Genomic DNA, 23398 nt, shown 5'->3' with positions numbered 1-23398 from the left:
ATACATGGTAGACAGCGGAAACTCATACGGCGAACGTGTATCTCGACTAGTTGGTTGGGGTCACTGGTTTGCATTCTTCAATATCGTTGCATCGATGTTGATAGGCACACGCTACATTGTTCAGTCTCCTTGGCCCGAGACGTTACTTGGTCAGTTTTATCTGGCGGTTTCTTGGGTTGGTCACTTTGGCTTTCTAGTTTTCGCACTTTACTTGCTTGTTCTATTCCCGTTGACGTTTATCCTGCCATCGCGGAAATTGTTCCGTTTGGTGGCAGTGATTTTCGCAACCGTTGGGCAAACCATATTATTAATTGATACCCAAGCGTATCAGTCGATCAATTTGCACTTAACTCCCGTTGTCTGGGAGTTACTATTCAGCGAAGACAAAAGTGCGCTCAGCACTGACCTACAACATTTATTTGTTGTGATGCCGCTGATCTTCCTTATTCAACTCGCACTATCCGAATGGGTATGGCGAAAACAGCGCAAACTATCTCATAAGCACGTAGGACGCCCTCTCGCGGCCGTCTTTTTCCTCAGCTTTATGACCAGCCATTTGGTTTACATTTGGGCAGATGCGTATTTTTACAACCCAATTACTAGCCAGCGTTCAAACTTCCCTTTGTCTTACCCGATGACGGCGAAGAGTTTTATGGAAAAACATGGTCTACTTGACCGTGAGGAATACCTAAAACGTTTAGCAGAAAACGAAGGCAACGTAGAGTTAGTCAACTACCCTCTTGAAAAGCTTGAGTTTAACCGCCGAGTTAATAAGCTCAATGTGTTGATGATCAGCATAAACAATTTACGAGCGGATGCGCTGAACCAAGAAGAGATGCCTAACCTCTATGAGTTTGCTGAAAACAATCAGAACTTCCGTAATCATTACAGCTCAAGTAATGATACATACGGGGCCTTTGGTTTGTTCTATGGCTTACCGACCAGTTATGCATCAAGCATCAAGGCGCAAGGTGCTTCCCCAGTATTGCTCGATGTACTGAAAGATCAGGGCTACAACTTTGGTTTATTCAGTGGCAGTGGGTTTGAAGATGATCTCTACTCAGAAATTATTTTCCGCGACTTGAACTTAGCGGAAGACCTAAATGGCACGCAAGCTCATACCGATAAACAATCTATCGCAAACTGGAATACATGGTTAGCAGAGAAAGCAAGTCAGCCATGGTTTAGTTACATCGAAGTCACCACCGTTGATAATTTTGAATCGATTCCTTCAAATAATGACGAAGAAATGCCCGCAAGTGAGCGATTCAAAAAAGCTTATGAATATGCAGTGAAGTCGGCGGATAGAACTATCGCAGGTATTATTGATGAACTAGAAACGACGGGACAACTGACAAACACCATCGTAATCATCACTTCTAATCACGGTAGTGAATTTAACGAAACCAATACGAACAGCTGGGGAGCAAACAGCAACTACAGCCGTTATCAATTACAAGTTCCGATGGTGATCCATTGGCCTGGAATGCTAGCTGGCGAATTTAATCACAGCACAAGTCACTTGGACCTCTCAGTTACACTGTTGCAAGATATGCTCGGCGTATCTTCCAACCCATATGATTACAGTAGTGGTCGCAACCTATTCGATGAAAGTCGTCGTCGCTGGATCTTGGCGGGCGATACTCGCGAGCTTGCCTTAATTACTAGCTCGCAAACCACAGTGATCGATAAGTTTGGCAACTACAAGCTGTATGACAAAAACTACAAACGACTTAGAGATGATGCACCGAAGTTGCCAGTTTTGATGCAAGGTTTAACTGAGTTACAGCGTTTTTATTCTAAAAACGATTAATACCTAGCAATCCATATACTATTCAAACTCCCCTTTTTGGGGAGTTTTTGTTTATTTAAACAACACAAACCACAAATTTGCGCAGTAAACATCCAATCAGTTCAACTAGGGGTTTACAACATTTTCAAAGCCTTATATTATGCGCCTCAACAACGGAGAGATGGCTGAGTGGTTGAAAGCACCGGTCTTGAAAACCGGCATACGTTAATAGCGTATCTAGGGTTCAAATCCCTATCTCTCCGCCACTTTTAGAAAAAGCCCGCTAAGAAATTAGCGGGCTTTTTCGCATCTCCAGACTTAAAAAGATTTGTACAAATCACTTATCACTTCTTGAACGCAACTAAGCACTCCGCCACACTCAGAAAGAACCCACAAAAAATTAATGCCCTTTTCGTTCGTTCCAGTGTTGAATCAATTTGATATTTACGTCTCGTTGTATCTACTCATCAATAAAGGCTTCTTTAGCGGCATTGATAAGCTGCAAGTGGATTGGGACGAGGTCAGCATGATTCGTTCGATATCCACCTCCAACGACAGCTGCGACAGGGATACCTCGAGATTTCACTGTGTGCATTAAAAATCTATCACGTTCTAAAATCCCTTGAGTCGACACATCAAAATATCCAAGCTCATCGTCCTGATGTATATCGACACCAGCATCGTAGATAACTAAATCAGGGCGATGAAGATTAAGTGCCATATCGACCACTTCTTTAAACGCCATTAAAAAATCCTCATCACCTGTTCCTCGCACCAAAGGCACATCGAGGTCAGACTGAGGCTTCCTCGCTGGGAAGTTTTTATCACAGTGGAAAGAAAGCGTGATGATATCTGGCTCATCGTCACATAAAGTTGCTGTTCCATCCCCATGGTGAACATCACTATCAATGATCAATACTTTATCGACATGCTCGACTTCGAGCGCTTGCCTGGCCGCGATCACTAAGTCATTAAATAAACAAAAACCACTGCCAAACTCTTTGTGTGCGTGGTGATACCCACCACTCAAATGAATGGCCACACCGTACTCAAGTGCCTTTTTTGCGGTCAGAGCCGTGCCCGCTGCTGAAGTTAGCGTTCTGGTAATGAGAGACTCACTCCAAGGAAAACCTATTCGGCGCATCTTCGCAGCTGGCATGTTTCCACTAACAAGTAACTCGACGTATTCCTCGTCATGAACACGTTTTACTTCCCCAACAGTTAATGCTTCGGGCTGGAAAAGCTGCGTGTGCTCTTTCCAGTTATCTTTCTCCATATGCACCAATACCGATTCATAGAGGTACTGGTATTTCATAATTGGGTAACGATGCCCCTCTGGCAACTCAAGTTGAGAATAAATCGGGTGGTAGATAAATGGCAGCATGAGAAATTCTTAATAACAATGGTAACGAAATAGTATCAACTTAAAGGGTTGAATAAAACGCAATTTAATTGATAATGATTTTCAATATTAATTAAATTTAATATACATATGAATTCTACTTTCTTTGCTATTCTCGGCGCACTATTTGGCTCTCTTTGTGCCCTGTCCCTATTTTCATCTCTTGTTGTTGGTGCGTGGTGGTTGGTTGATTTTATTGTGCTTAACTAACACAATGACTTTCAACTGAAATCAAAAAAACATAGGTGTTTGTATGAGTCAAACCGTCTTTATTACCGGAGCAAATCGCGGCATTGGCCTTAGCTTAACTGAGCTGTACCTGAAGCAAGGCCACCAAGTACATGCTACTAGCCGCTCCTTAGAGAACAGTTCAGAACTACAAACTCTAGCCTCACAATTCAGCAATCTAGTTTTGCACGAACTGGATGTCACGCACTACGAACAAGTCGCTAAGCTTGCCGATAAACTCCCTGCCATCGACTTACTCATCAATAATGCAGGATATTACGGCCCCAAGGGATATGGCTTTGGAAATACTGACGTAGAAGCATGGCGTAAAGTCTTCGAAGTAAACACCATTGCTCCGTTAAAACTGGTTGAGTACTGTTACCCTCGCTTACAACAAGGCAAGATGAAAAAGATTGCTTGTATCTCATCAAAAGTCGGCAGTATGACCGAAAATACGTCCGGCGGCGGCTATATTTATCGCTCATCGAAAGCGGCGCTTAACTCGGTTGTGAAAAGCTTAAGTAATGATTTAACACCTGAAGGATTTACCGTTTTAGCGCTTCACCCTGGTTGGGTAAAAACGGAAATGGGCGGACCAAATGCATTGATAGATACGCAAACCTCCGCACAGGGCCTCGCGAACGTGATAGAGCTGAGTACACCGCAACTTTCAGGTCGATTTATTAACTACGATGGTACTGAGTTACCTTGGTAGCAGCATTAAGACACAACCATCACTAAACCAAATACCATCAAAGCCAGGCTTCATAATCGTGACTTGGTTGGCAAACATAATGTTCATCAGTGATCCACCAGCATAATTCGCGCAATCTAACTTGAATTTATCTACATCCAATCCAGACTTAGGAAAAAGTAGAACAAATAAGGAGAAAGCTCGATGGCAGCAGATAGGGATTTGGTTAATTTTAGCGAAGAGCACGAACTAAATTACTGCTTGAGAAGTGCTGGTAAACGCCAAACTCAAGCGAATCGAGATACATTAGTTGACTTGGGCAACCAGGTGAAAGAGGTACTGGACAAACGCGTGTTAACTCAAGGTGAAGTAAGAGGCGCGATCCAAAACCACGGTGATCTGTTCGAGTAATCTATTTTCAAGCATGCGCGGTGTTTAATTACGCCGCGCTTGTCCTATGCCTACTTACCTTTGGTTGAACGAGATTTAGTCGCGCCACCATTCTTTGAATAACTGCGCTTTTTACGTTTAAACGCAGGACGTTCCACCTTGGGTAGATGACGTAATGAATCAGGGATAGGCCCTGCTTTTACTTGTGCCATCAAGCTATCAATGCGCTGTTCCAGTGCTTGCATGAACGGCTGATATGCTTGATTTCTCTCTGCCATACCTTGTAACTGGTGCTCCCAATGAGCCGTCATATCAGGGTATGTTGAATCTTCTGGCAAGGCATGAATGAGACCTCTTCCCGCAGGAGAACTGAGAATTGACTTACCTTGACGCGTAAGCAGTTGGCGTTTGAACAGCGTGTCCAAAATACCAGCGCGAGTCGCTTCCGTGCCTAGCCCATCAGTGTCACGAAGGATTTTTTTCAGTTCTTTATCCGCAACGTAACGGGCGATCCCGGTCATCGCTTGCAACAGCGATGCTTCGGTAAAATGCTTTGGTGGCTCGGTTTTTCGGTCTTTTATTTCCCCTTCACGACAAGTTAACACGGTGCCTTCGGGTAGCGGTGGCACGGCATCAATACCTTCATCTTCCTTGTCAGTTTTGCCCATTAGCGCTTTCCAACCCGGCGAAACTAACTGACGACCTTTCGCGACAAACGTACCACCAGCGATATCGAAAACCAATTTCGCTTCTGCGTAAACCGCCGCCGGATAGAACTGCATGAGGTACTGGCGAGCAATCAATTGATACACTTTCATCTCATTGCCGGAAAGCGCATTCACATTAGCTTGCTTCGGTGTAGGGATAATCGCATGGTGCGCATCCACTTTTTTATCGTTCCAGGCTTTGGACTTTAATGTTAAGTCTGCTCCCTGAACGGCAACTTGCAACTCTTTTGCGTTATTCGCAATAGCAGTTGTCACCGTCCCTGCTTGTGAGTAGTGTTCCATCGGCAAATAGCGACAATCTGAACGCGGGTAAGTGATCAGCTTGTGCTTTTCATACAATGCCTGACAAGTATCTAGTACTTGTTGCGCACTCATACCATAGCGCTTCGCGGCATCGATCTGTAAAGCAGATAACGAATAAGGTAATGGTGCTGATTGCTTGGTTTGCTTTTGTTCCGACTCTGTCACTTTTGCGGGTTGATTTGCAATACGGTTTGCAACATTTTCTACCAACTTACGGTTTAATACTCGACCTTCTTCGTCCTGCCAAGGCTTGCATGCCTCACTTGGCTTCCAACGAGCACGAATATCAAAAGTACCATTGGCATCTTGATATGGGATCAGAGCATGTAGGGTAAAATAGTCCTTCGGGACAAAGTTTTCGATTTCTTCATCACGACGCACCACTAAGCCAAGAACTGGCGTTTGCACTCGCCCTACCGAGAGAACACCTTGATACCCTGCTTTTTGACCAAGCAAGGTATAAGCACGAGACATGTTCATACCATACAGCCAATCAGCCCGAGAGCGGGCCAATGCTGAAACTGAAAGTGGGATAAACTCGCGATTACTGCGCATAGAACTGAGAGCACGTTTAACCGCAGGTAAGTTTAAGTCGGAAATCAACAAACGCTGTGTAGATTCCTTCTTGGTTTTAGATAACTTGCAATAGTCGAGAACTTCATCAACTAACAGCTGACCCTCTCGATCTGGGTCTCCTGCATGAATGACTTCGTTAGCTTCTTTGAGCAATTTACGAATCACTGTTAATTGCTTACTTGCACTTTTCCTCGGTCTGAGCTGCCATTGCTGCGGAACAATTGGTAAATCTGCCATATTCCACTTTTTATAACGCTCATCGTAAGCGTCGGGTTCGACTTGTTCGAGTAAGTGGCCGATACACCAAGTAACGATATCCCCGTTCCCACAGCGGATGAATCCTTGATCTTTCTTTTGAGGGTTTGGCAGTGCAGCGGCAATCGCACGGCCTAAACTTGGTTTTTCAGCAATAAACAGACGAGACATAACGTTTTGGAAATAAATATAATTAGGGCCACATTATCGAATGTAGCCCTAATAAATCAAGAAAAACTGTATAAATAAACAGTCAGTTTATTTAAGTTTTTAGTTATAGGAATTCAACAAACTGAGAAAGGTCACGCTCAGGAACTTTCATCGGTGTACAACCAGGCGTGCCTAAGTACAAGAAACCAACAATCTCATCGTCACCCTCTAAACCAAATGCTTGATGAACTTCTGGATGGAACATCCACTTACCTGAGCGCCAAAACCCTTGAAAGCCTTGCGCTACGGCAGCCATTTGCATCGCTTGTACAGCGCATCCCGCAGATAAGTGTTGCTCTAGTGCTGGTACTTTCTCATGTTCTGTTACTTTAGCAATCACCGTGATCACCATTGGTGCGCGAAATGGGGCATTCTTTACCTTTTCGACCACCGCTTCATCACTATTTTCAGCTTCTGCCGCTTTTACCAAGATATCTGACAGTTTTTTCAAACCATCGCCCTGTGCGATAACGAAACGCCAAGGGGTTAATCCCGCATGGTCAGGCGCACGAAGGCCAGCACGAATGATGTTCTCAAGAGCTTTACCTTCTGGTGCAGGCGCGGATAACTTCGCGATAGATCGGCGATTGAGCAAAAGATCGAGAGCGTCCATGAAAGAATCCTTATTGAATATCGTTGTTATTTTGTTTACGCCACTTTAGCACAATCTGCTCCTGCGAATAACAACCGGTTTTCTGTGGGCTTGATAACGTGCTTCACTTAACATCAATCTGGGTTTAATGTTAATTTATTCGCGAAATGAATAAGTTGAACATAGGCAGGTTGATGAACAAGGACAAACAAAACAGCATTTACGAAAAGATCGTTAATGACGAAGATGCCCGTGCCTGTAAGGCGATTCCTGAATCAGCTTGTCATCAAGTTCCCGGCAACTTTCTTAAAATCATTCTCGCTCAATTTTTAACGAAAGTCGGCGATGCGTTAATCAATCCTAAAGTCACGTTGCCGTGGATACTACAAAGTCTCGGGGCTCCGGTTTACTTAATTGGTTGGCTGGTTCCTATTCGTGAGTCAGGATCCCTTATCCCACAACTTAGCATCGCGCACTACATCCGACGCATTCCAGTAAGAAAATGGGTCTGGGTAATTGGCAGTATCTTGCAGGCTCTTTCCATATTTGCAATCGGATTGGTCGCATTAACTCTAACAGGAGCAGCTGCGGGTTATGGTGTGATTGCATGCCTTGTGATCTTCAGCCTCTCACGCGGTTTAAATTCCGTCGCATCAAAAGATGTATTGGGCAAAACCATCCCTAAAAACCAACGAGGTCAAGTCAACGGCTGGTCTTCAAGCTCTGCTGGCCTGGTTACGCTGCTTTTCGCGAGCCTTCTGGCACTAGCCTGGTTATGGGACGAAGAGCCGACAGAGCGCTTTTACGGTCTGAGTTTAGGCTTAGCGGGCGTCATATGGCTCATCGCGGCATTCGTCTATGCGCGAATTAATGAGTATGCCGGTGAGGTAGACGGTGGTCGAAATGGCGTCCTCGAAGCATTTAAACAACTCGCGTTACTTAAGACAGACGTGACCTTTCGTCGATTCGTTATCACGCGGACACTATTTTTATGTTCTGCGCTGAGTGCACCGTACTACGTTGTGCTGGCACAGCAATCTCTGGGTGGACAGCTCTGGGTGCTAGCTCTCTTTATGTTTGCGAGTGGCTTAGCCTCCTTTGTGTCAGGTCCTTTCTGGGGAAGAATGTCCGATCGCTCTAGCCGCAGTGTGATGGTCATAGGCGCAATGATGAGCGCGCTACTTGGTGTTGTGTTATTTGTTTACGATACATGGGTCACCGCTAGCCAAAGCTTCCTATTCGTGATTCCTCTGCTTTACTTTTGTGTTTGTATTGCCCACGACGGAATACGAGTCGGACGAAAAACCTATTTAGTTGATATCGCAGAAGGTGACAAACGGACGAGCTATGTAGCCGTGAGTAACACAGTGGTTGGGATAATGCTACTTCTAATGAGCTCTCTTGGTGTTATGTCGAACTTCTTGAGCCTTTCAGCTGTGGTGTTAGTGTTCTCTTTTATTACTTTTGCTGGCGTAGTAATGGCCAAACAACTGCCAGATATCAGTGACTAGTTCTATACAAAAAAAGCTGCGCTCAAAGCGCAGCTTTCATGGTAAACACACATTAAAAAGCTAGAGTTTTACCGCCAATTTAACACCTTGACGAATCGCACGCACAGCATCAAGTTCACCCGCATGGTCAGCTCCGCCAATGATATGAATCTTCTCTTCAAGTTCAGACCATTTATCTTCAAACGGACGTACAGACTCTTGCCCAGCACAAATGACGACTTTGTCCGCGTTCAATAATTGTTCTTTTCCATCTACATGAATGTGCAAACCTTGATCATCAATTTTATCGTAAGACACGCCACCGACTAAATGTACGCCCCGTTTTTCAAGGGTACGTTTATGGATCCAACCTGTCGTTTTACCCGGACCTTTACCTACACGACCTTTACGACGCTGAAGTACCCAGACTTCTTTATCGCTGACCGCATCAGGGTAAGGATATAAACCACCCGGCTGAGACATCTCCTTGTCGATTCCCCATTCATGCAACCAGTCATCCAACGTTTGTCCAACTGGCTCTGTGAGCATGGTCGCGACATCTACGCCAATGCCACCAGCACCAACGATAGCCACTTTCTCACCGACTGGCGTTTTGTCTCGAATGAGAGTTTGATAGTCGACGACTTTCTCTGGGTTATCAATTCCATCAATATTGACTTTACGTGGCTCAACACCCGATGCCATCACTATCTCATCGTATTCTGTGAGTAAGTCATAGTTCGCTTCCGTCGATAAGTGCAGATTCACGCCTGTTTCATCAATACGGTTAGCGAAATATCGTATCGTCTCTCGAAACTCTTCCTTACCAGGGATCTGCATCGCAAGACGGAACTGACCACCGATGCGGTCGTTCTTTTCGAACAAATCAACCTTATGGCCACGTTCAGCCAGTGTGGTCGCACAAGCCAAGCCCGCAGGTCCAGCACCAACAACTGCAATGTTTTTCTTTTTAAAGGCTGGTTCAACAACAATTTCGGTTTCATAGCACGCTAGAGGGTTCACTAAGCAACTGGCGCGTTTACCTTTAAACACGTTATCTAGACACGCCTGATTACAACCAATACACGTATTAATAAGCTGCGCTTTTTCCTGTTCGGCTTTAGCAACAAAGTAAGGATCGGCCAAGAATGGGCGCGCCATCGAAACCATGTCGGCATGACCGGAAGATAAAATGCGTTCTGCTTCATCTGGCGTATTTATACGGTTGCAAGTGATAATAGGAACCGAAACGTGAGGTTTAACTTTTTCCGTAACCCATGTAAACGCACCGCGTGGTACTTGAGTCGCAATTGTCGGAATTCGAGCCTCATGCCAACCGATACCCGTATTAATAATCGTGACGCCAGCCTCTTCAAGTGCTTTCGCCAATTCGATAACGTCTTCAAAAGTGCTGCCCTGCTCGACAAGATCCAGCATAGAAAGACGGAAGATGATGATGAACTTGTCACCCACCGCCTTGCGTACCGCTTTAACAATTTCTAGCGGAAACCGCATACGTTTTTTATAGCTGCCACCCCATTCGTCGTAACGCATATTAGTACGTTTACATAAGAATTGGTTTATCAAGTAACCTTCCGAGCCCATTAACTCGACGCCATCATAACCAGCAAGCTGTGCTAACTCCGCACTATTAGCAAACGCGTCGATGGTTTTCTTTATCTGGCGGTCGCTCATTTCACTCGGAGCAAACTTTGCAATCGGCGCTTTAATGCCAGATGCACTTTGCGAGAATGGATGCATTGCATAACGCCCAGCATGGAGAATTTGCAACGCAATTTTACCACCGTGCTTGTGCACCGCTTCTGTCACAACTTTATGGGCTTTAGCATGTTTTGGCTTGCTGAATTCAGCACTCAACGGGTGTAAACGACCGCGTAAGTTAGGAGAAAAACCTCCGGTTACAATCAGTCCGACACCGCCTTTCGCGCGTTCTTCATAAAAAGCAGCGAGCTTCTGTAATCCTTCTTTGTGCTCTTCTAAGCCCGTGTGCATTGATCCCATCAGAACTCGGTTTCGCAATTGTGTGAAACCGAGATCCAGTGGCTTTAATAGGTTTGGGTACATGGCAGACATCACTTAACATCCATTGTTATTATCATGGTCTGACCAGATTAAGCCTGCTCAACCAAAAAATCAAACAAGCGTTTACATTTTTGTAACACCGATCAATCTCGTGTGAAAATATGCCAATTGTTGAGTGGTCGTGATAAGCTAAAAAAATGTTATCTTTTGAGATCTTAGAGATAAGAACCCATACTTTGTTAGACTCGGCGTAACTATCTCGTTATGGAGACAAGATGAAAAAACTCTTCAAATTTATTGGTTTGATATTTAAAGGGATATGGAAAAGTATCACTTTCATCAGACTCGCACTGGCAAACCTAATTTTCTTGCTGATGATTGCCGTTTTCTACTTTGCCTTTACTTATACCGGAGACGGTCAACCTGTCGTCGAAAAAGAATCTGCATTGGTGATGAACCTTTCAGGCCCAATTGTCGAACAAAGACGTTATGTAAACCCAATGGACTCTTTTGCTGGTTCCCTTTTGGGTAATGAGTTACCGAAAGAAAACGTCCTTTTCGATATCGTTGATACTATTCGCTACGCGAAAGACGATCCTAAAGTGTCTGGATTAGTGCTAGCACTACGAGACATGCCAGAAACAAATCTCACGAAACTACGTTACATCGCGAAAGCGTTGAACGAATTTAAAGCGTCAGGCAAACCCGTTTACGCCGTAAGTGATTTCTACAACCAAAGCCAATATTACTTGGCAAGTTACTCTGACAAAGTTTATCTGGCACCTGATGGTGGTGTATTGATTAAAGGTTACAGCGCTTACTCAATGTACTACAAAACGTTACTTGAAAAGCTTGACGTTTCTACTCATGTTTTTCGCGTAGGTACTTATAAATCCGCTATCGAACCTTTTATTCGTGATGACATGTCCGATGCGGCGAAAGAGTCAGCAACACGTTGGGTTACTCAATTGTGGAGTGCTTTTGTTGATGACGTAACAACAAACCGAAACATTGATGCGAAAGTGCTTAATCCAACCATGGATGAGCTGATTAACGAGATGAAGTCTGTAAATGGCGATATTGCTCAGCTCGCAGTCAAATTGGGGCTAGTGGATGAACTTGCTACACGCCAAGACATTCGCACTCTATTTGCAAAACAGTTTGGCAGTGACGGCAAAGACAGCTACAACGCGATTGGTTACTACGACTACCTTGCAACGATTCGTCCCGATTACACACTACCTCAGCACGACATCGCCGTTGTTCTAGCAAGTGGCGCGATTATGGACGGTCAACAACCTCGCGGAACTGTTGGTGGTGACACAGTCGCAAGCTTGCTGCGTCAAGCACGCAATGATGAAAAAGTGAAAGCGGTCGTATTACGAGTAGATAGTCCAGGAGGCAGTGCCTTTGCTTCTGAAGTGATTCGTAACGAAGTAGAAGCTCTGAAGCAAGCAGGTAAGCCGGTTGTTGTATCCATGTCGAGTTTGGCTGCTTCTGGTGGTTATTGGATTTCAATGAGCGCAGACAAAATCGTTGCTCAGCCAACAACCCTGACGGGCTCCATTGGTATATTTAGTGTCATCACCACGTTTGAAAAAGGCTTTAGCAAGTTAGGTATTAACACTGATGGCGTTGGCACATCGCCGTTCTCAGGTGACGGTATTACCACTGGCCTTTCTGAGGGCGCGTCTCAAGTGTTCCAATTAGGTATCGAACACGGTTACAAGCGCTTTATTTCTCTAGTTGGCGAGAATCGCGATATGTCTCTAGAGGAAGTTGACAAAGTTGCTCAAGGTCGAGTTTGGACTGGCCAAGATGCACTATCCTTTGGTCTTGTCGATCAAATGGGTGACTTTGATGATGCTGTAGAGCTAGCGGCGAAACTAGCGAACGTGACCGATTATGGCATTTACTGGGTAGAAGAGCCTCTTTCACCTACTGAACTATTTCTACAAGAGTTTATGAAACAGGTGAAAGTCTCTCTAGGTATTGATGCTACAAGCTTGCTACCAAAAAGTCTTCAACCCGTAGCTCAACAATTCGAACAAGACGCAAGCTTGCTCCAAAGCTTCAACGACCCTAAAGGTCAATACGCATTTTGTTTGAACTGCCAAGTGCAGTAGTTTTTCCATCAATATTACAAAGGGCACTTCTACTTGAAGTGCCCTTTTTATTAGGCTTTGCATCTCCTCAGATGACTTTCTGATGCTGTGCGTATAGCCTCGCATCTCAAGGTTATTTAGGTATATAATCCCCGCCTCTGTTCCCCTACACGAAAGAAAAAACGATGACTAGAAAACACATCTACATCGCTTACACCGGTGGTACCATCGGAATGCAAAAATCCGACCACGGCTATGTGCCTGTTGCTGGCTTTATGGAAAAGCAATTAGCAAGCATGCCCGAATTCCATCGTCCTGAAATGCCGGATTACACCATCCACGAATACGACCCTCTGATTGACTCATCAGATATGACACCTGCTGACTGGCAGCAGATTGCGAATGATATTCGTGACAACTATGACAAATACGATGGTTTCGTTATCCTACATGGTACTGACACCATGGCGTACACAGCGTCCGCATTGTCTTTCATGCTTGAAAACCTTGGTAAGCCAGTGATTGTAACGGGTTCACAAATCCCTCTCGCAGAGCTGCGTTCTGACGGCCAAGCAAACCTATTAAACGCGCTACATATTGCGGCAAACTACCCGATCAACGAAGTAACTTTGTTCTTCAATAATCAATTGATGCGTGGTAACCGCAGCACAAAATCTCATGCTGACGGTTTTAATGCCTTTACTTCACCAAACCTTCCTCCACTATTGGAAGCTGGGATCAATATTCAAGTTAGCAACAGCGTAACCGTTGGTGCACAACCAGAAGGTGAGTTTAAGGTTCACAACATCACGCCACAACCAATCGGTGTGATCACCATGTACCCTGGTATTTCACACGAAGTTATCCGCAACACGCTTCGTCAGCCCGTGAATGCGATGATTCTTCTGACTTTTGGTGTCGGCAATGCTCCTCAAAACCCTGAGCTGCTTGGTCACCTGAAAGAAGCCTCTGAGCGCGGCGTTATTGTCGTAAACCTAACTCAGTGTTTGGCAGGTAAAGTGAATATGGGCGGATATGCCACAGGTTGTGCGCTCGCAGACTCTGGTGTTATCAGTGGCTTTGACATGACGCCCGAAGCGGCGCTGGCAAAACTACACTACCTTCTAAGCCAAAACCTTTCTTACGAAGAAGTAAAAGCGAGAATGCAACAAGTACTGCGTGGTGAAATGAGCCTGTAAGTTCAAGCTTTCTGCGATCTAAAAAGCCCAATACAATTTGGGCTTTTTTCTTTCAAAATCAAAATAATAAAATTTTGAGAAATAAGGCGTAAGGATTAATCAATGTTCGGATTGACACGAACAATATCGCTCTCTTCTCCGCTGAATTGTTTTTTAAGCTCTTGTTTTGATTTAAAACTGATTTCACCACCGGCTGCAACCGTCATATGCTGCGCATCAGTATTATGTTTTGATTGATACAACATCACAGCTTGCATACACGAATCTCGCTGCTCTTTAGAAAGTGTTGTACCCTCAGGCCATCTTCCCGTTTCTACTGCATAGACTAAGCGATCATAAACTTCTGGAGTCATCGCTTGTAATAGTTGTTCTGCGTCCATAGTGTACCTTCTTATTACATTCTATTTACAGAACATAACGGGTTAAGAAACTGAGTCAAGAATACGAAAATGAATTGGTGTAACGGATCACAAGCAAAGCCATGAAAAGAACAAACTGGTTACTTCTCAGCCTCGCATGTTTTGCGCTATCGGGCTGTTTTGAAGGTAACGTGACAACCGAAGAGTTGTGCCAAAAAACACCAGAGCTGCGTTGCGAGCAGCTCAATATGGATGACGGCCAATGTCGAATTCCAAGAACAAATTTGGTTTGGCATCGGTTTGAGCAATTGAAAAACCCATCAGAGGCCAACCAAATCATCGAATACGGTCTGGTCGCTGGATATAGGAAATGCTTAGAACTCGCCTCCCAGATCACCCCTATTGATCAAAGTGCTCTCAAAAGACAACGCTTTAATGCATTGGTACACAGTATTGATGAGCTAGAGCGCATTGTAAACGAGTTAAAAGGCTCAGAAGACCCGGCTACTTTGTATTTCTTATGGTCTCAAACGGGAGATACTCAAGCTCGGCGCGCATTTTTACAAATGGAAGGGTCTCCCCAATTAAATAATGCTGAGATGCAATATGCATTAGCCACTTTTTATACCAACCGAGATACCAAGAAAACCCTGGAGCTTCTTAATAACGCGTTGTCTTTATCTGATGAAGACAACATCAATCCGGTCATTCTCAAGTCAATGGCAAGTATTCATCAGGGGCTTGGAGACAAAGAGCAAGCGTATCTATGGGCAATGGTCGCGAAGAGATTCGACGTACCGCTTGCTGATGAAAAGCAGCTCCAACGTATGTTCAATTTCAGTCATCCAGAGCGATATAAGCAGTTGGATGAATTAGCCGAATCGGTGGCGAAAGCCATAGAGAAAGGTATCTATTCCCCAGCAATGATACCCAGTGAGATATAAACGAAAAACTCCCGCAATGAGCGGGAGTTTTTATTTAAGTCGAGCGACACTCAGATCACCGTTGAGCATGAATCATCCTGAAAGGATAAAACATCTCGAGCACAATTTTGTCGTTATTATTCTGATTTGTTGAAAATTAACGACACAGAATTAACACAAAAACGCTCTCCTGTGGTCTGTGGGCCATCTTCAAAAACGTGCCCTAGATGGCTATCACACGTTGCACAACGAATCTCTGTACGTACCATTCCGTGACTTAGATCTTCTAAATAGCGCACCGCTTGATCGTTGATAGGCGCATCAAAACTTGGCCATCCGCAGCCAGAGTCATACTTGTTATCAGAGACAAAGAGAGGGGCATTACAACAAGTACAAGCATAAACACCAGTTTCCTTATTATGCAGTAGCTTACCGCTGAAAGGAGGCTCTGTACCTTGCTCTCGGCAAACACGGAACTCTTCATCAGACAGTTGCTCACGCCACTGTTCATCTGACTTCGTCACTTTTTTCCCGCTTTGTTCCACGACTTTCGGCTCCTTATTTACTGTTCTTGGTATTGACTTTTTTAGCAAAAAACTTGCTTCTCTTAACAGTTGTAGCACATACTTTCTCACCAGGACACCATGCGTAATTAATTTGATAAGAGCACTTATCTCACCAGTTATATTACGCCAACTGGGCTACAGAAGAATCAGTTAAAAGTTTAAAAAACGTACATTTGCAAAGAATTGTTAAAAAAAGCGTCGCTTTTTTTTGACTTTAAACAAGTTAAGTCCGATTATCACTTGCAGATGTTTACTGGATTCTGTAATTTTACTACCAGTTATCTTTAATCAGAAATTAAGTTGTGGAGCAACTATAATGACTATCAAAGTAGGTATTAACGGTTTTGGCCGTATCGGTCGTTTCGTATTCCGTGCAGCGCAAGAGCGCAACGACATCGAAGTAGTAGGTATTAACGACCTTATCGATGTAGATTACATGGCATACATGCTTAAGTATGACTCAACTCACGGCCGTTTCAACGGTACTGTTGAAGTTGAAGGCGGTAACCTAATCGTTAACGGTAAAACTGTACGTGTTACTGCAGAGCGCAACCCTGAAGACCTAAAATGGGACGAAATCGGTGTTGACGTTGTAGCTGAAGCAACTGGTCTTTTCCTAACTGACGAGACTGCACGTAAGCACATCACTGCTGGCGCGAAAAAAGTTGTACTAACTGGTCCTTCTAAAGACGCTACTCCAATGTTCGTTAACGGCGTAAACTTCGACACTTACGCTGGTCAAGACATCGTTTCTAACGCTTCTTGTACTACTAACTGTCTAGCGCCTATCGCTAAAGTTCTTAACGACAAGTTCGGTATCGAATCTGGTCTTATGACTACAGTTCACGCAACTACAGCAACTCAAAAAACTGTAGATGGTCCTTCTGCTAAAGACTGGCGCGGTGGTCGTGGTGCTTCTCAAAACATCATCCCATCTTCAACTGGTGCTGCTAAAGCTGTAGGCGTTGTACTTCCAGAAGTAAACGGCAAACTAACTGGTATGGCTTTCCGCGTACCAACTGCTAACGTTTCTGTAGTTGACCTAACTGTTAACCTAGTTAACGGTGCTTCTTACGAAGACATCTGTAAAGCGATGAAAGAAGCTTCTGAAGGCGAACTAAAAGGCGTTCTAGGCTACACTGAAGATGCAGTTGTATCTCAAGACTTCATCGGCGAAGTTTGCACTTCAGTATTCGATGCTAAAGCTGGTATCGCGCTAACTGACAAATTCGTTAAGGTTGTATCTTGGTACGACAACGAAATCGGTTACTCAAACAAAGTTCTAGACCTAATCGCTCACATCTCTAAGTAATTAGAAAGTTAGCAATTAGCGAATAACTTCGTTAAAGAAAAGGCGGCTCTAGAGTCGCCTTTTTTGTATCTGGAATTTGAGAGAATACAGGCTCGATGTTGCATTTAATGTGCGAAGCGCGTCTAAAAGCTCTCCCCAGCGATAGGAAACTACACATGGATTTAAAAACTCTCCCAGCCCTAACGGTGCTATCTGATAACGTCACTATCGTTGAAGTTGATCAGATAAAAATCGTCCGCGTGATTCATGACAAAGCAACGGCAGGCATCTCGCTACACGGTGGTCATGTCGTGTCGTTCACGCCTGTAGGTCAAGAAGATCTGATCTGGATGAGCGAAAAAGCTGTCTTCGATGGTAAAGCTGCTCTTCGCGGTGGTATTCCGGTTTGTTGGCCTTGGTTTGGGCGTATTGCTGCTCCAGCTCACGGCTTTGCCCGCACCGCAGAATGGGAGTTGGTTGAACATCGTGAGAACCATAACGGTGTGATTGTTGAACTTGCTCTGTTCCCGACAGAAGAAATCCACGATATTTGGCCCCATATGTTTGACGCTCGTTTGGTGATTGAAGTGGGCGATGAGCTAAAAGTGACGCTCAAAGTCATGAACATTGATGACGAGGCTTGGACCTTCTCTGGCGCATTACATACTTACCTAAACGTTGGAGACATTAAGCAAGCACAAACGACAGGCATGGGTGCCGAGTACATTGATAGCTTGAAAGCTGATGCGGTATGCCAAGGTGGTAATGTTCTACAACTAACTGACACGATTGATCGCGTTTACACGCAACCAGAAGCGAAAATTTTGGTAAAAGACCCGGTATTGGATCGTACGCTAAGCGTACACAACCAAGGCCACAACTCAGCAGTATTATGGAACCCTTGGGCAGAAGGTGCGCAAAGCATGGGTGACATGGCTGACGATGGTTATCAAACCATGTTGTGTGTGGAGTCTGCTGTTCATGCACCAAGTATTGAGCAAGGTCAAACGCTCCAACCAGGTGAGACACATGAACTTGTCACTGTCATTTCAGCGCAGTAAGAATCACCATATAAAGGCCGGGGATACCCGGCTTTTTTTTGTAATAAAAGCTCTGCTTAGATGGTCCTATCTTTACTAACTTATTGGTTACTGGTCACTTTTGACGGTTTCATTAATAAATATCAAAAAAATTGATCATATAAACCGATAGCATACCGATACAAAACTCATAAATAATAAAAATATCAGGAATTAGTCTATGTTAGAGAGATACCGAAATCAAAGTGTCGGATTCCAGTTGAAACTGGTGATTACTTTGTGTCTATTCATTGCTTTCAGCAGTATTGCAGCGCTTGTTTACCGCAACGCTTCCGATGTTCTATTGGAAAGCACACTGAAAGAACACCAATCTAAAGTAGAATCAATGGCAAAAACCATTGCTGGCCAATTCGATGCTTACCTGCACACCGCTAAAGTCCTCGAATCTACTTTTCGCAATGGCTACCTTGCCGGTGTCTATGTCGAAAATTACACGGTTGACTTCATGGGACATGAAGTACCAAACATCACTCAATACAGTGAAAGCTTAATTAATAACACCAAGTTGGTCGACAGTTTCACACGTGATACCGGCGCTATAGCAACGCTATTCGCACCGTTGGGTGACGACTTTATTCGGGTGTCCACCTCCCTAAAAGATCCACAAGGTCAACGAGCGGTCGGAACCACGCTAGGCATCAACCATCCTGGTTATCAGCAACTTAAAGCAGGACAACCGTATTACGCTCAAATTAAATTGTATGGCGAGCGCTACATTACCTACTATGCCCCAATCAAAGATGCGACAGGAAAGGTAGTAGGCCTATCGTTTATTGGCTTACCAGTAGACCAAGCGACACAAACCTTATTCGATGCACTCGAAGAGATAAAATGGGGCGACACTGGTTACACCATTATCGTTGATAACGACGAAAACAATCTTGGTAAATACCTACTTCATCCAGCAAAAAGCGGCTCAGATTCGTCAATACTAGAAGTCGCCGACTACAATGGTCACAAGCCTTTTGGTCAGATTTTCGAACAATCTAGTGGATTAATTCGCTACCCTTTCGAGTACCAAGGTAACGTAGGCGAAAAGTATCTTGTCTACACAGAGGTTCCAGGTTGGAACTGGAAACTGCTAGGCGGTACGTTTATCAAAGAAGTTACAAAAGGTAGCGACACGCTTCTCACACTCATTGCCATCATTTCTTCGGTAGCGGCAATCATTACTTTTGTTGTACTGACACTTTTCTTGAATCACAGCTTACAACCTCTCACGACTCTAAACTCATACATGACTCGCTTAGCCGGCGGCGAAGTCAGCTTGAACATCCCAGCGTCTCGTAAAGCATCAAAGAATGAAATTACGAACCTGAGCTCGGGTGTCGCCAGTATGGCAAGTCAGCTCAATGAACTTGTCGGTAAGATCCGTTCAACAAGCGACTTAGTGGAGAGCAACTCCACCAGCGTTGCCAACGATGCACATAGCAATTTGACCCAAGCCGACCGACAACAACAAGAAGTCGAGCAAGTTGTGACAGCGATTGAAGAAATGGCCTCTTCCGCTCAATCTGTCGCACAACAAGTCGAAAGCATTGCGGAAAACGTACGCTCAGCAAATACCGATAGCCAGTCTGGTCTCGCGATTGTTGAAGGCGTATGTATCGACGTTGCTCAACTTAACGATCAATTGGATCAATCAGCAACGGCTATCGAGCAAGTAAATCGCGATAGCGAGAGTATTCAAACCGTCACTAAAATGATTGATGAAATTGCTGAGCAAACCAATTTACTTGCCTTGAATGCCGCCATTGAAGCAGCACGAGCAGGTGAACAAGGTCGTGGCTTCGCAGTTGTAGCAGATGAAGTGCGCACACTTGCGCACCGAACCCAAAGCTCAGTTCAGGATGTCGTGGAAATTATCGAGAAACTAAAAGGGTCGACTCATAATGCAGTTAATATGATGACAGACAGCCAACGCAGTGCAAACCAGGTCTTGGACAAAGCACAAGACGCGGGCACAGCATTAGAAGCCATCGCAGTACAAGTGCAGTCGATAGCCTCTCAAGCCGACGCCATTGCAGCGACTTCAGAAGAACAAGCTCAAGTTTCACAAGAAATTGCAGCAAATGCCCATTCTATCAGTGAACTTAACCGAGAAAGCCGCAACACGAGCGCAAAAACCTCGCAAAGTGCCATTGAACTTCAACAACAAGCACGAAACTTGAAAGAGCAAGTCGACTTCTTCCACTAATACTTAATAAGAGCCGACCCAGTCGGCTCTTTTTGTTTCACTTGATACCACGCTTTTTGATAGAATTTGCCGCCCTACTTTCTGTTCGAGATCGTCATGAACTATCAATGCCCTCTATGCCACCAAGCTCTAGCGTTAAATGAAAAAACGTTTAAGTGCGAAAACAATCATCAGTTTGACTTAGCAAAAGAAGGCTACGTTAACTTGATGCCAGCGCACCACAAACGTTCTAAAGATCCTGGTGACAACAAAGAGATGATGCAAGCTCGTCGTCGATTCCTCGAAGGAGATTACTACAACCCAATGCGCCAAGAAGTGGCGCAGCTGTGTGCAACATACACTGAGGGGAGCACCCATCAATTATTAGATATTGGTTGTGGTGAAGGTTACTACACAGATCAAGTACAAAAGACGATAGAAACACAAGCGAACCATGCCACGATTTATGGCTTAGACATTTCCAAAGTTGCCATTCGTTACGCGGCGAAGCGTTACACGCACTGCAACTTTAGTGTGGCTTCTAGTCACCGACTTCCCTTCGCAAATGAATCCTTAGATGCCATTTTGCGCATTTATGCCCCGTGTAAAGCTGAGGAGCTGCAGCGCGTTGTAAAAAACGACGGCGTTGTTGTCACGGTTACTCCTGCTAGCCGCCACTTATACCAACTGCGTGAGCGCATTTATCAAGAAGTTCGTCTTCACAATGAAGAACCAGAACATATTGAAGGGTTTGAATTAGAGCACCAGCAGCATCTTAACTATGTTATGGACTTGAAAAACGGAGCCGCAATCGATTTATTGCAAATGACGCCATTCGCATGGAAAGCAACCGATGCTCTTCGTGAAGAGTTGAAATCCGCTACACTTTTCCAATGTGAGGCTGATTTTATGTTGCGTGTATATCGCAAAAAAACACTCAATTAATAAGTCAAAAAAAACAACAAACGCAAATAGTTATCATTTATATTGATTCATTGCTCAGCCTCCATTAATATCATCCGGACATTTTTGGAGGCTTTTCAATGCGCTTTTCTACTTTGAGCTTGCTCTTTGCAGGCTTACTTACTGGTTGCTCTTCATATACGCACACCGACTCTCACGCAACCTCAGCGGAAGTCACTAGTTTTTACGACTACCAACTATACACCCCTTCTGGCGAGCACATCGCTCTAAGCAAACTGCCAATTGAGCTGCAACAAGCAGATGTCATTCTTATTGGTGAATGGCACACACACGCCGGCGTTCATCGCTTTCAAACCGATATGCTCAAACAACTTACGTCCTACGACCGCTCACTCGCGTTATCTATGGAACAATTTACCCGCGACAAACAACCTGTTGTTGACGCTTACCTACGTGGGGAGATCGGCGAACAGTACTTAATGAAACAAGCCAACGCTTGGCCCAATTATGAAAGCGACTATCGCCCTCTCGTGGAGTTTGCTAAGCAGAAAAATCTCCCGGTCATTGCAGCAAATGCACCAAAGAGCATTGTCCGATGCATTGGTCGACAAGGGCTAGATTACATTAACAAGCTCGATGATGATCAGCGGATGTTCATTGCACAAGCCATCAACACTGGTAGTAGTCCGTACAAAGAAAAGTTCATGGCATCCATGCATCACGGTAAGCCAGAGCAGACGGAAAAACAGTTTGCAGCTCAAGTTACTTGGGATGAAACTATGGCGGAATCTATCGTTAGCTACCTAGACGACAACCCAGGCGCTCAGGTTGTCCATGTTGCAGGCAAGTTTCACACCGAGCAAGGGTTGGGTACGGCAGCATCAATCTTAAGCCGCAACCCGAGCTTAAAAGTGGTTGTAATTAGCCCAACAGATAACGTGCTTTCTGATAATACTGACTATCAGTTAGAGGTTCTCGCACCACCAGTACGGTATGTACAAGATGCTCACCGCATGGCGGCATATCAACATCTAACTAAACGCAATAACGATCTTCAATGTAAGTAGCTGCTCTTCAATTTAAGTTACTACCTTGCCGTTGCGTTGCATCATCACACCGCTCCGAGTTCATCGAGTGACAAGGGTCTGCTTCCTGCTGGTCTATTTTTTGCTAATGATCACCAATAGAAACTAGAAGCGGCAAAAGCAGACCTGTTTTTATCCAAATAGCTTCAGAAATAAACTTTGCCGCCGATAAAAATATAACTGCTTTTTACCCGCACTCAGTGACCGAGTGTCGATGTTCCAAGGAGTATTCGATGAATCCAGTAGGAAGCACTTCTGTTAATAGCTATGCCAAACAATCTGTCGCCTCTAAACAAGCAAGTATTGCACAAGAAGAAACTAGTGCTTCGCCGCTGAAAGTCGAACACAATAAGGTGACGCTTTCGACCGAAGGCAAAGCGCTACTTGCCGCTCTGCAACAAATCGAGCACGACAGCAAGAAAATAGAAGCAGAAGATAAATCTGTTGGTGAAAAGGTCGAATCTTTCACGCATGGTGCGCTTGGCATGGATCACCCCGATAAAATCGAGAAAGAAGAGGATGGCTCATATTCTGCGGGTCAATACCTTTCTGCGGCACTTACCGTTGGTGGCATCATACTGGCATTAGTCTGATAACCAGTCTGATAATCGTCACGACAACAAATCCTATTTGAACCAAACACTTACTGCAGCCCATAATTTAATAAGCCAAAGAACGATATGATGCAAACGTAAGTGAATTCGACCGCTCTTGTGGCCCGATAATATATGCTCGTTTATTGCTCCCTAAACTAGGTTTCTTGTGAAGGCACTGAATGGATAACTTTAGTCCATGCTTTCAACTCCTAAGCGTAATCCAAGCCCACGTTTGTGGGCTTTCTTCTTTCCAAACTAACGAACGTTAGAGAGCGACTCATTTTTTCTGCAAAACCAAACAAAAACGACAATTTGGTTAAACTTTTATTACCGACACAAAACTTTCATAAATCATTGCTTTAATGCCTGCG

Annotated in this window: 19 protein-coding genes and 1 tRNA gene; 14 read left to right on the top strand and 6 right to left on the bottom strand. The window is 44.5% G+C overall.

The window, feature by feature from the left end; genetic code table 11:
* The first annotated feature begins 4 nt into the window (after window positions 1–4).
* Together R7R24_RS08750 and R7R24_RS08745 are read left to right on the top strand one after the other, a co-directional pair.
* Window positions 5–1813: a DUF3413 domain-containing protein gene (locus R7R24_RS08750; protein WP_054577628.1), complete on the top strand. Its 1809-nt coding sequence runs from the start codon at window positions 5–7 to the stop codon at window positions 1811–1813.
* A 154-nt stretch (window positions 1814–1967) separates the two neighbouring features.
* Window positions 1968–2058, top strand: a tRNA-Ser gene (locus R7R24_RS08745).
* 194 nt (window positions 2059–2252) lie between these two features.
* Here R7R24_RS08745 and R7R24_RS08740 read toward each other — a convergent pair.
* Window positions 2253–3176 carry a histone deacetylase gene (locus tag R7R24_RS08740; RefSeq protein WP_206946727.1) on the bottom strand — a complete coding sequence of 308 codons (924 nt, stop codon included), beginning with the start codon at window positions 3174–3176 and terminating at the stop codon, window positions 2253–2255.
* A 271-nt stretch (window positions 3177–3447) separates the two neighbouring features.
* On the opposite strand from R7R24_RS08740, the gene R7R24_RS08735 reads away from it, so the two are divergent.
* Together R7R24_RS08735 and R7R24_RS08730 are read left to right on the top strand one after the other, a co-directional pair.
* Entirely contained in the window at window positions 3448–4137 is a 690-nt protein-coding gene (locus R7R24_RS08735) for an SDR family oxidoreductase (RefSeq protein ID WP_054577626.1), read from the top strand.
* 183 nt (window positions 4138–4320) lie between these two features.
* Window positions 4321–4527: a hypothetical protein gene (locus R7R24_RS08730; protein ID WP_005380717.1), complete on the top strand. Its 207-nt coding sequence runs from the start codon at window positions 4321–4323 to the stop codon at window positions 4525–4527.
* A gap of 50 nt (window positions 4528–4577) precedes the next feature.
* Here R7R24_RS08730 and R7R24_RS08725 read toward each other — a convergent pair whose 3' ends face one another.
* Together R7R24_RS08725 and R7R24_RS08720 are read right to left on the bottom strand one after the other, a co-directional pair.
* Window positions 4578–6539 carry a DNA topoisomerase III gene (locus tag R7R24_RS08725; protein WP_054577625.1) on the bottom strand — a complete coding sequence of 654 codons (1962 nt, stop codon included), beginning with the start codon at window positions 6537–6539 and terminating at the stop codon, window positions 4578–4580.
* Between the two features lie 103 nt (window positions 6540–6642).
* Entirely contained in the window at window positions 6643–7191 is a 549-nt protein-coding gene (locus R7R24_RS08720) for an NAD(P)H nitroreductase (RefSeq protein ID WP_005380711.1), read from the bottom strand.
* Window positions 7192–7364: 173 nt separating this feature from the next.
* Here R7R24_RS08720 and R7R24_RS08715 point away from each other — a divergent pair, with 173 nt between their 5' ends.
* Entirely contained in the window at window positions 7365–8681 is a 1317-nt protein-coding gene (locus R7R24_RS08715) for an MFS transporter (RefSeq protein ID WP_206946725.1), read from the top strand.
* A gap of 60 nt (window positions 8682–8741) precedes the next feature.
* Here the strand turns inward: R7R24_RS08715 and R7R24_RS08710 are convergent, their stop codons facing one another.
* The gene (locus R7R24_RS08710) at window positions 8742–10754 is read right to left on the bottom strand and encodes an NADPH-dependent 2,4-dienoyl-CoA reductase (RefSeq protein ID WP_054577623.1); all 2013 of its coding nucleotides are present in this window, start codon (window positions 10752–10754) and stop codon (window positions 8742–8744) included.
* Window positions 10755–10978: 224 nt separating this feature from the next.
* Here R7R24_RS08710 and sppA point away from each other — a divergent pair, with 224 nt between their 5' ends.
* Both sppA and ansA read left to right on the top strand, forming a co-directional pair.
* Window positions 10979–12829: a signal peptide peptidase SppA gene (gene sppA / locus R7R24_RS08705; protein ID WP_054577622.1), complete on the top strand. Its 1851-nt coding sequence runs from the start codon at window positions 10979–10981 to the stop codon at window positions 12827–12829.
* A gap of 164 nt (window positions 12830–12993) precedes the next feature.
* Window positions 12994–14007: an asparaginase gene (gene ansA / locus R7R24_RS08700; RefSeq protein WP_054577621.1), complete on the top strand. Its 1014-nt coding sequence runs from the start codon at window positions 12994–12996 to the stop codon at window positions 14005–14007.
* Between the two features lie 95 nt (window positions 14008–14102).
* On the opposite strand, the gene R7R24_RS08695 is transcribed toward ansA, so the two are convergent.
* Window positions 14103–14387: a YeaC family protein gene (locus tag R7R24_RS08695; RefSeq protein WP_005380700.1), complete on the bottom strand. Its 285-nt coding sequence runs from the start codon at window positions 14385–14387 to the stop codon at window positions 14103–14105.
* Window positions 14388–14488: 101 nt separating this feature from the next.
* Between R7R24_RS08695 and R7R24_RS08690 the strand changes: the two genes are divergently transcribed.
* On the top strand, window positions 14489–15310 hold the full coding sequence (locus R7R24_RS08690; protein ID WP_047104411.1) for a DUF2989 domain-containing protein: 822 nt from the start codon (window positions 14489–14491) through the stop codon (window positions 15308–15310).
* Window positions 15311–15426: 116 nt separating this feature from the next.
* Here R7R24_RS08690 and msrB read toward each other — a convergent pair whose 3' ends face one another.
* Window positions 15427–15834, bottom strand: coding sequence for a peptide-methionine (R)-S-oxide reductase MsrB (msrB, locus tag R7R24_RS08685; RefSeq protein WP_005380698.1), 408 nt, complete (start codon window positions 15832–15834; stop codon window positions 15427–15429).
* 337 nt (window positions 15835–16171) lie between these two features.
* Here msrB and gap point away from each other — a divergent pair, with 337 nt between their 5' ends.
* The 6 genes from gap to R7R24_RS08655 all read left to right on the top strand — a co-directional run bounded on the left by gap (window position 16172) and on the right by R7R24_RS08655 (window position 23024).
* Complete coding sequence (gene gap / locus R7R24_RS08680) at window positions 16172–17167, top strand: type I glyceraldehyde-3-phosphate dehydrogenase (protein WP_005380697.1); 996 nt, start codon at window positions 16172–16174, stop codon at window positions 17165–17167.
* 155 nt (window positions 17168–17322) lie between these two features.
* Window positions 17323–18207 carry a D-hexose-6-phosphate mutarotase gene (locus R7R24_RS08675; protein WP_025767193.1) on the top strand — a complete coding sequence of 295 codons (885 nt, stop codon included), beginning with the start codon at window positions 17323–17325 and terminating at the stop codon, window positions 18205–18207.
* Between the two features lie 199 nt (window positions 18208–18406).
* Complete coding sequence (locus R7R24_RS08670) at window positions 18407–20443, top strand: methyl-accepting chemotaxis protein (RefSeq protein WP_054577620.1); 2037 nt, start codon at window positions 18407–18409, stop codon at window positions 20441–20443.
* Window positions 20444–20539: 96 nt separating this feature from the next.
* The gene (rlmA, locus tag R7R24_RS08665) at window positions 20540–21367 is read left to right on the top strand and encodes a 23S rRNA (guanine(745)-N(1))-methyltransferase (RefSeq protein ID WP_005380691.1); all 828 of its coding nucleotides are present in this window, start codon (window positions 20540–20542) and stop codon (window positions 21365–21367) included.
* Window positions 21368–21465: 98 nt separating this feature from the next.
* Window positions 21466–22413, top strand: a complete 948-nt coding sequence (locus R7R24_RS08660; RefSeq protein ID WP_042522507.1) for a ChaN family lipoprotein — start codon at window positions 21466–21468, stop codon at window positions 22411–22413.
* A gap of 251 nt (window positions 22414–22664) precedes the next feature.
* Window positions 22665–23024: a hypothetical protein gene (locus R7R24_RS08655; protein ID WP_005380688.1), complete on the top strand. Its 360-nt coding sequence runs from the start codon at window positions 22665–22667 to the stop codon at window positions 23022–23024.
* The last annotated feature ends 374 nt before the right edge of the window (window positions 23025–23398 follow it).

Source organism: Vibrio sp. 704 (assembly GCF_033339295.1).
This window is presented reverse-complemented; position numbering and strand designations above follow the sequence as displayed.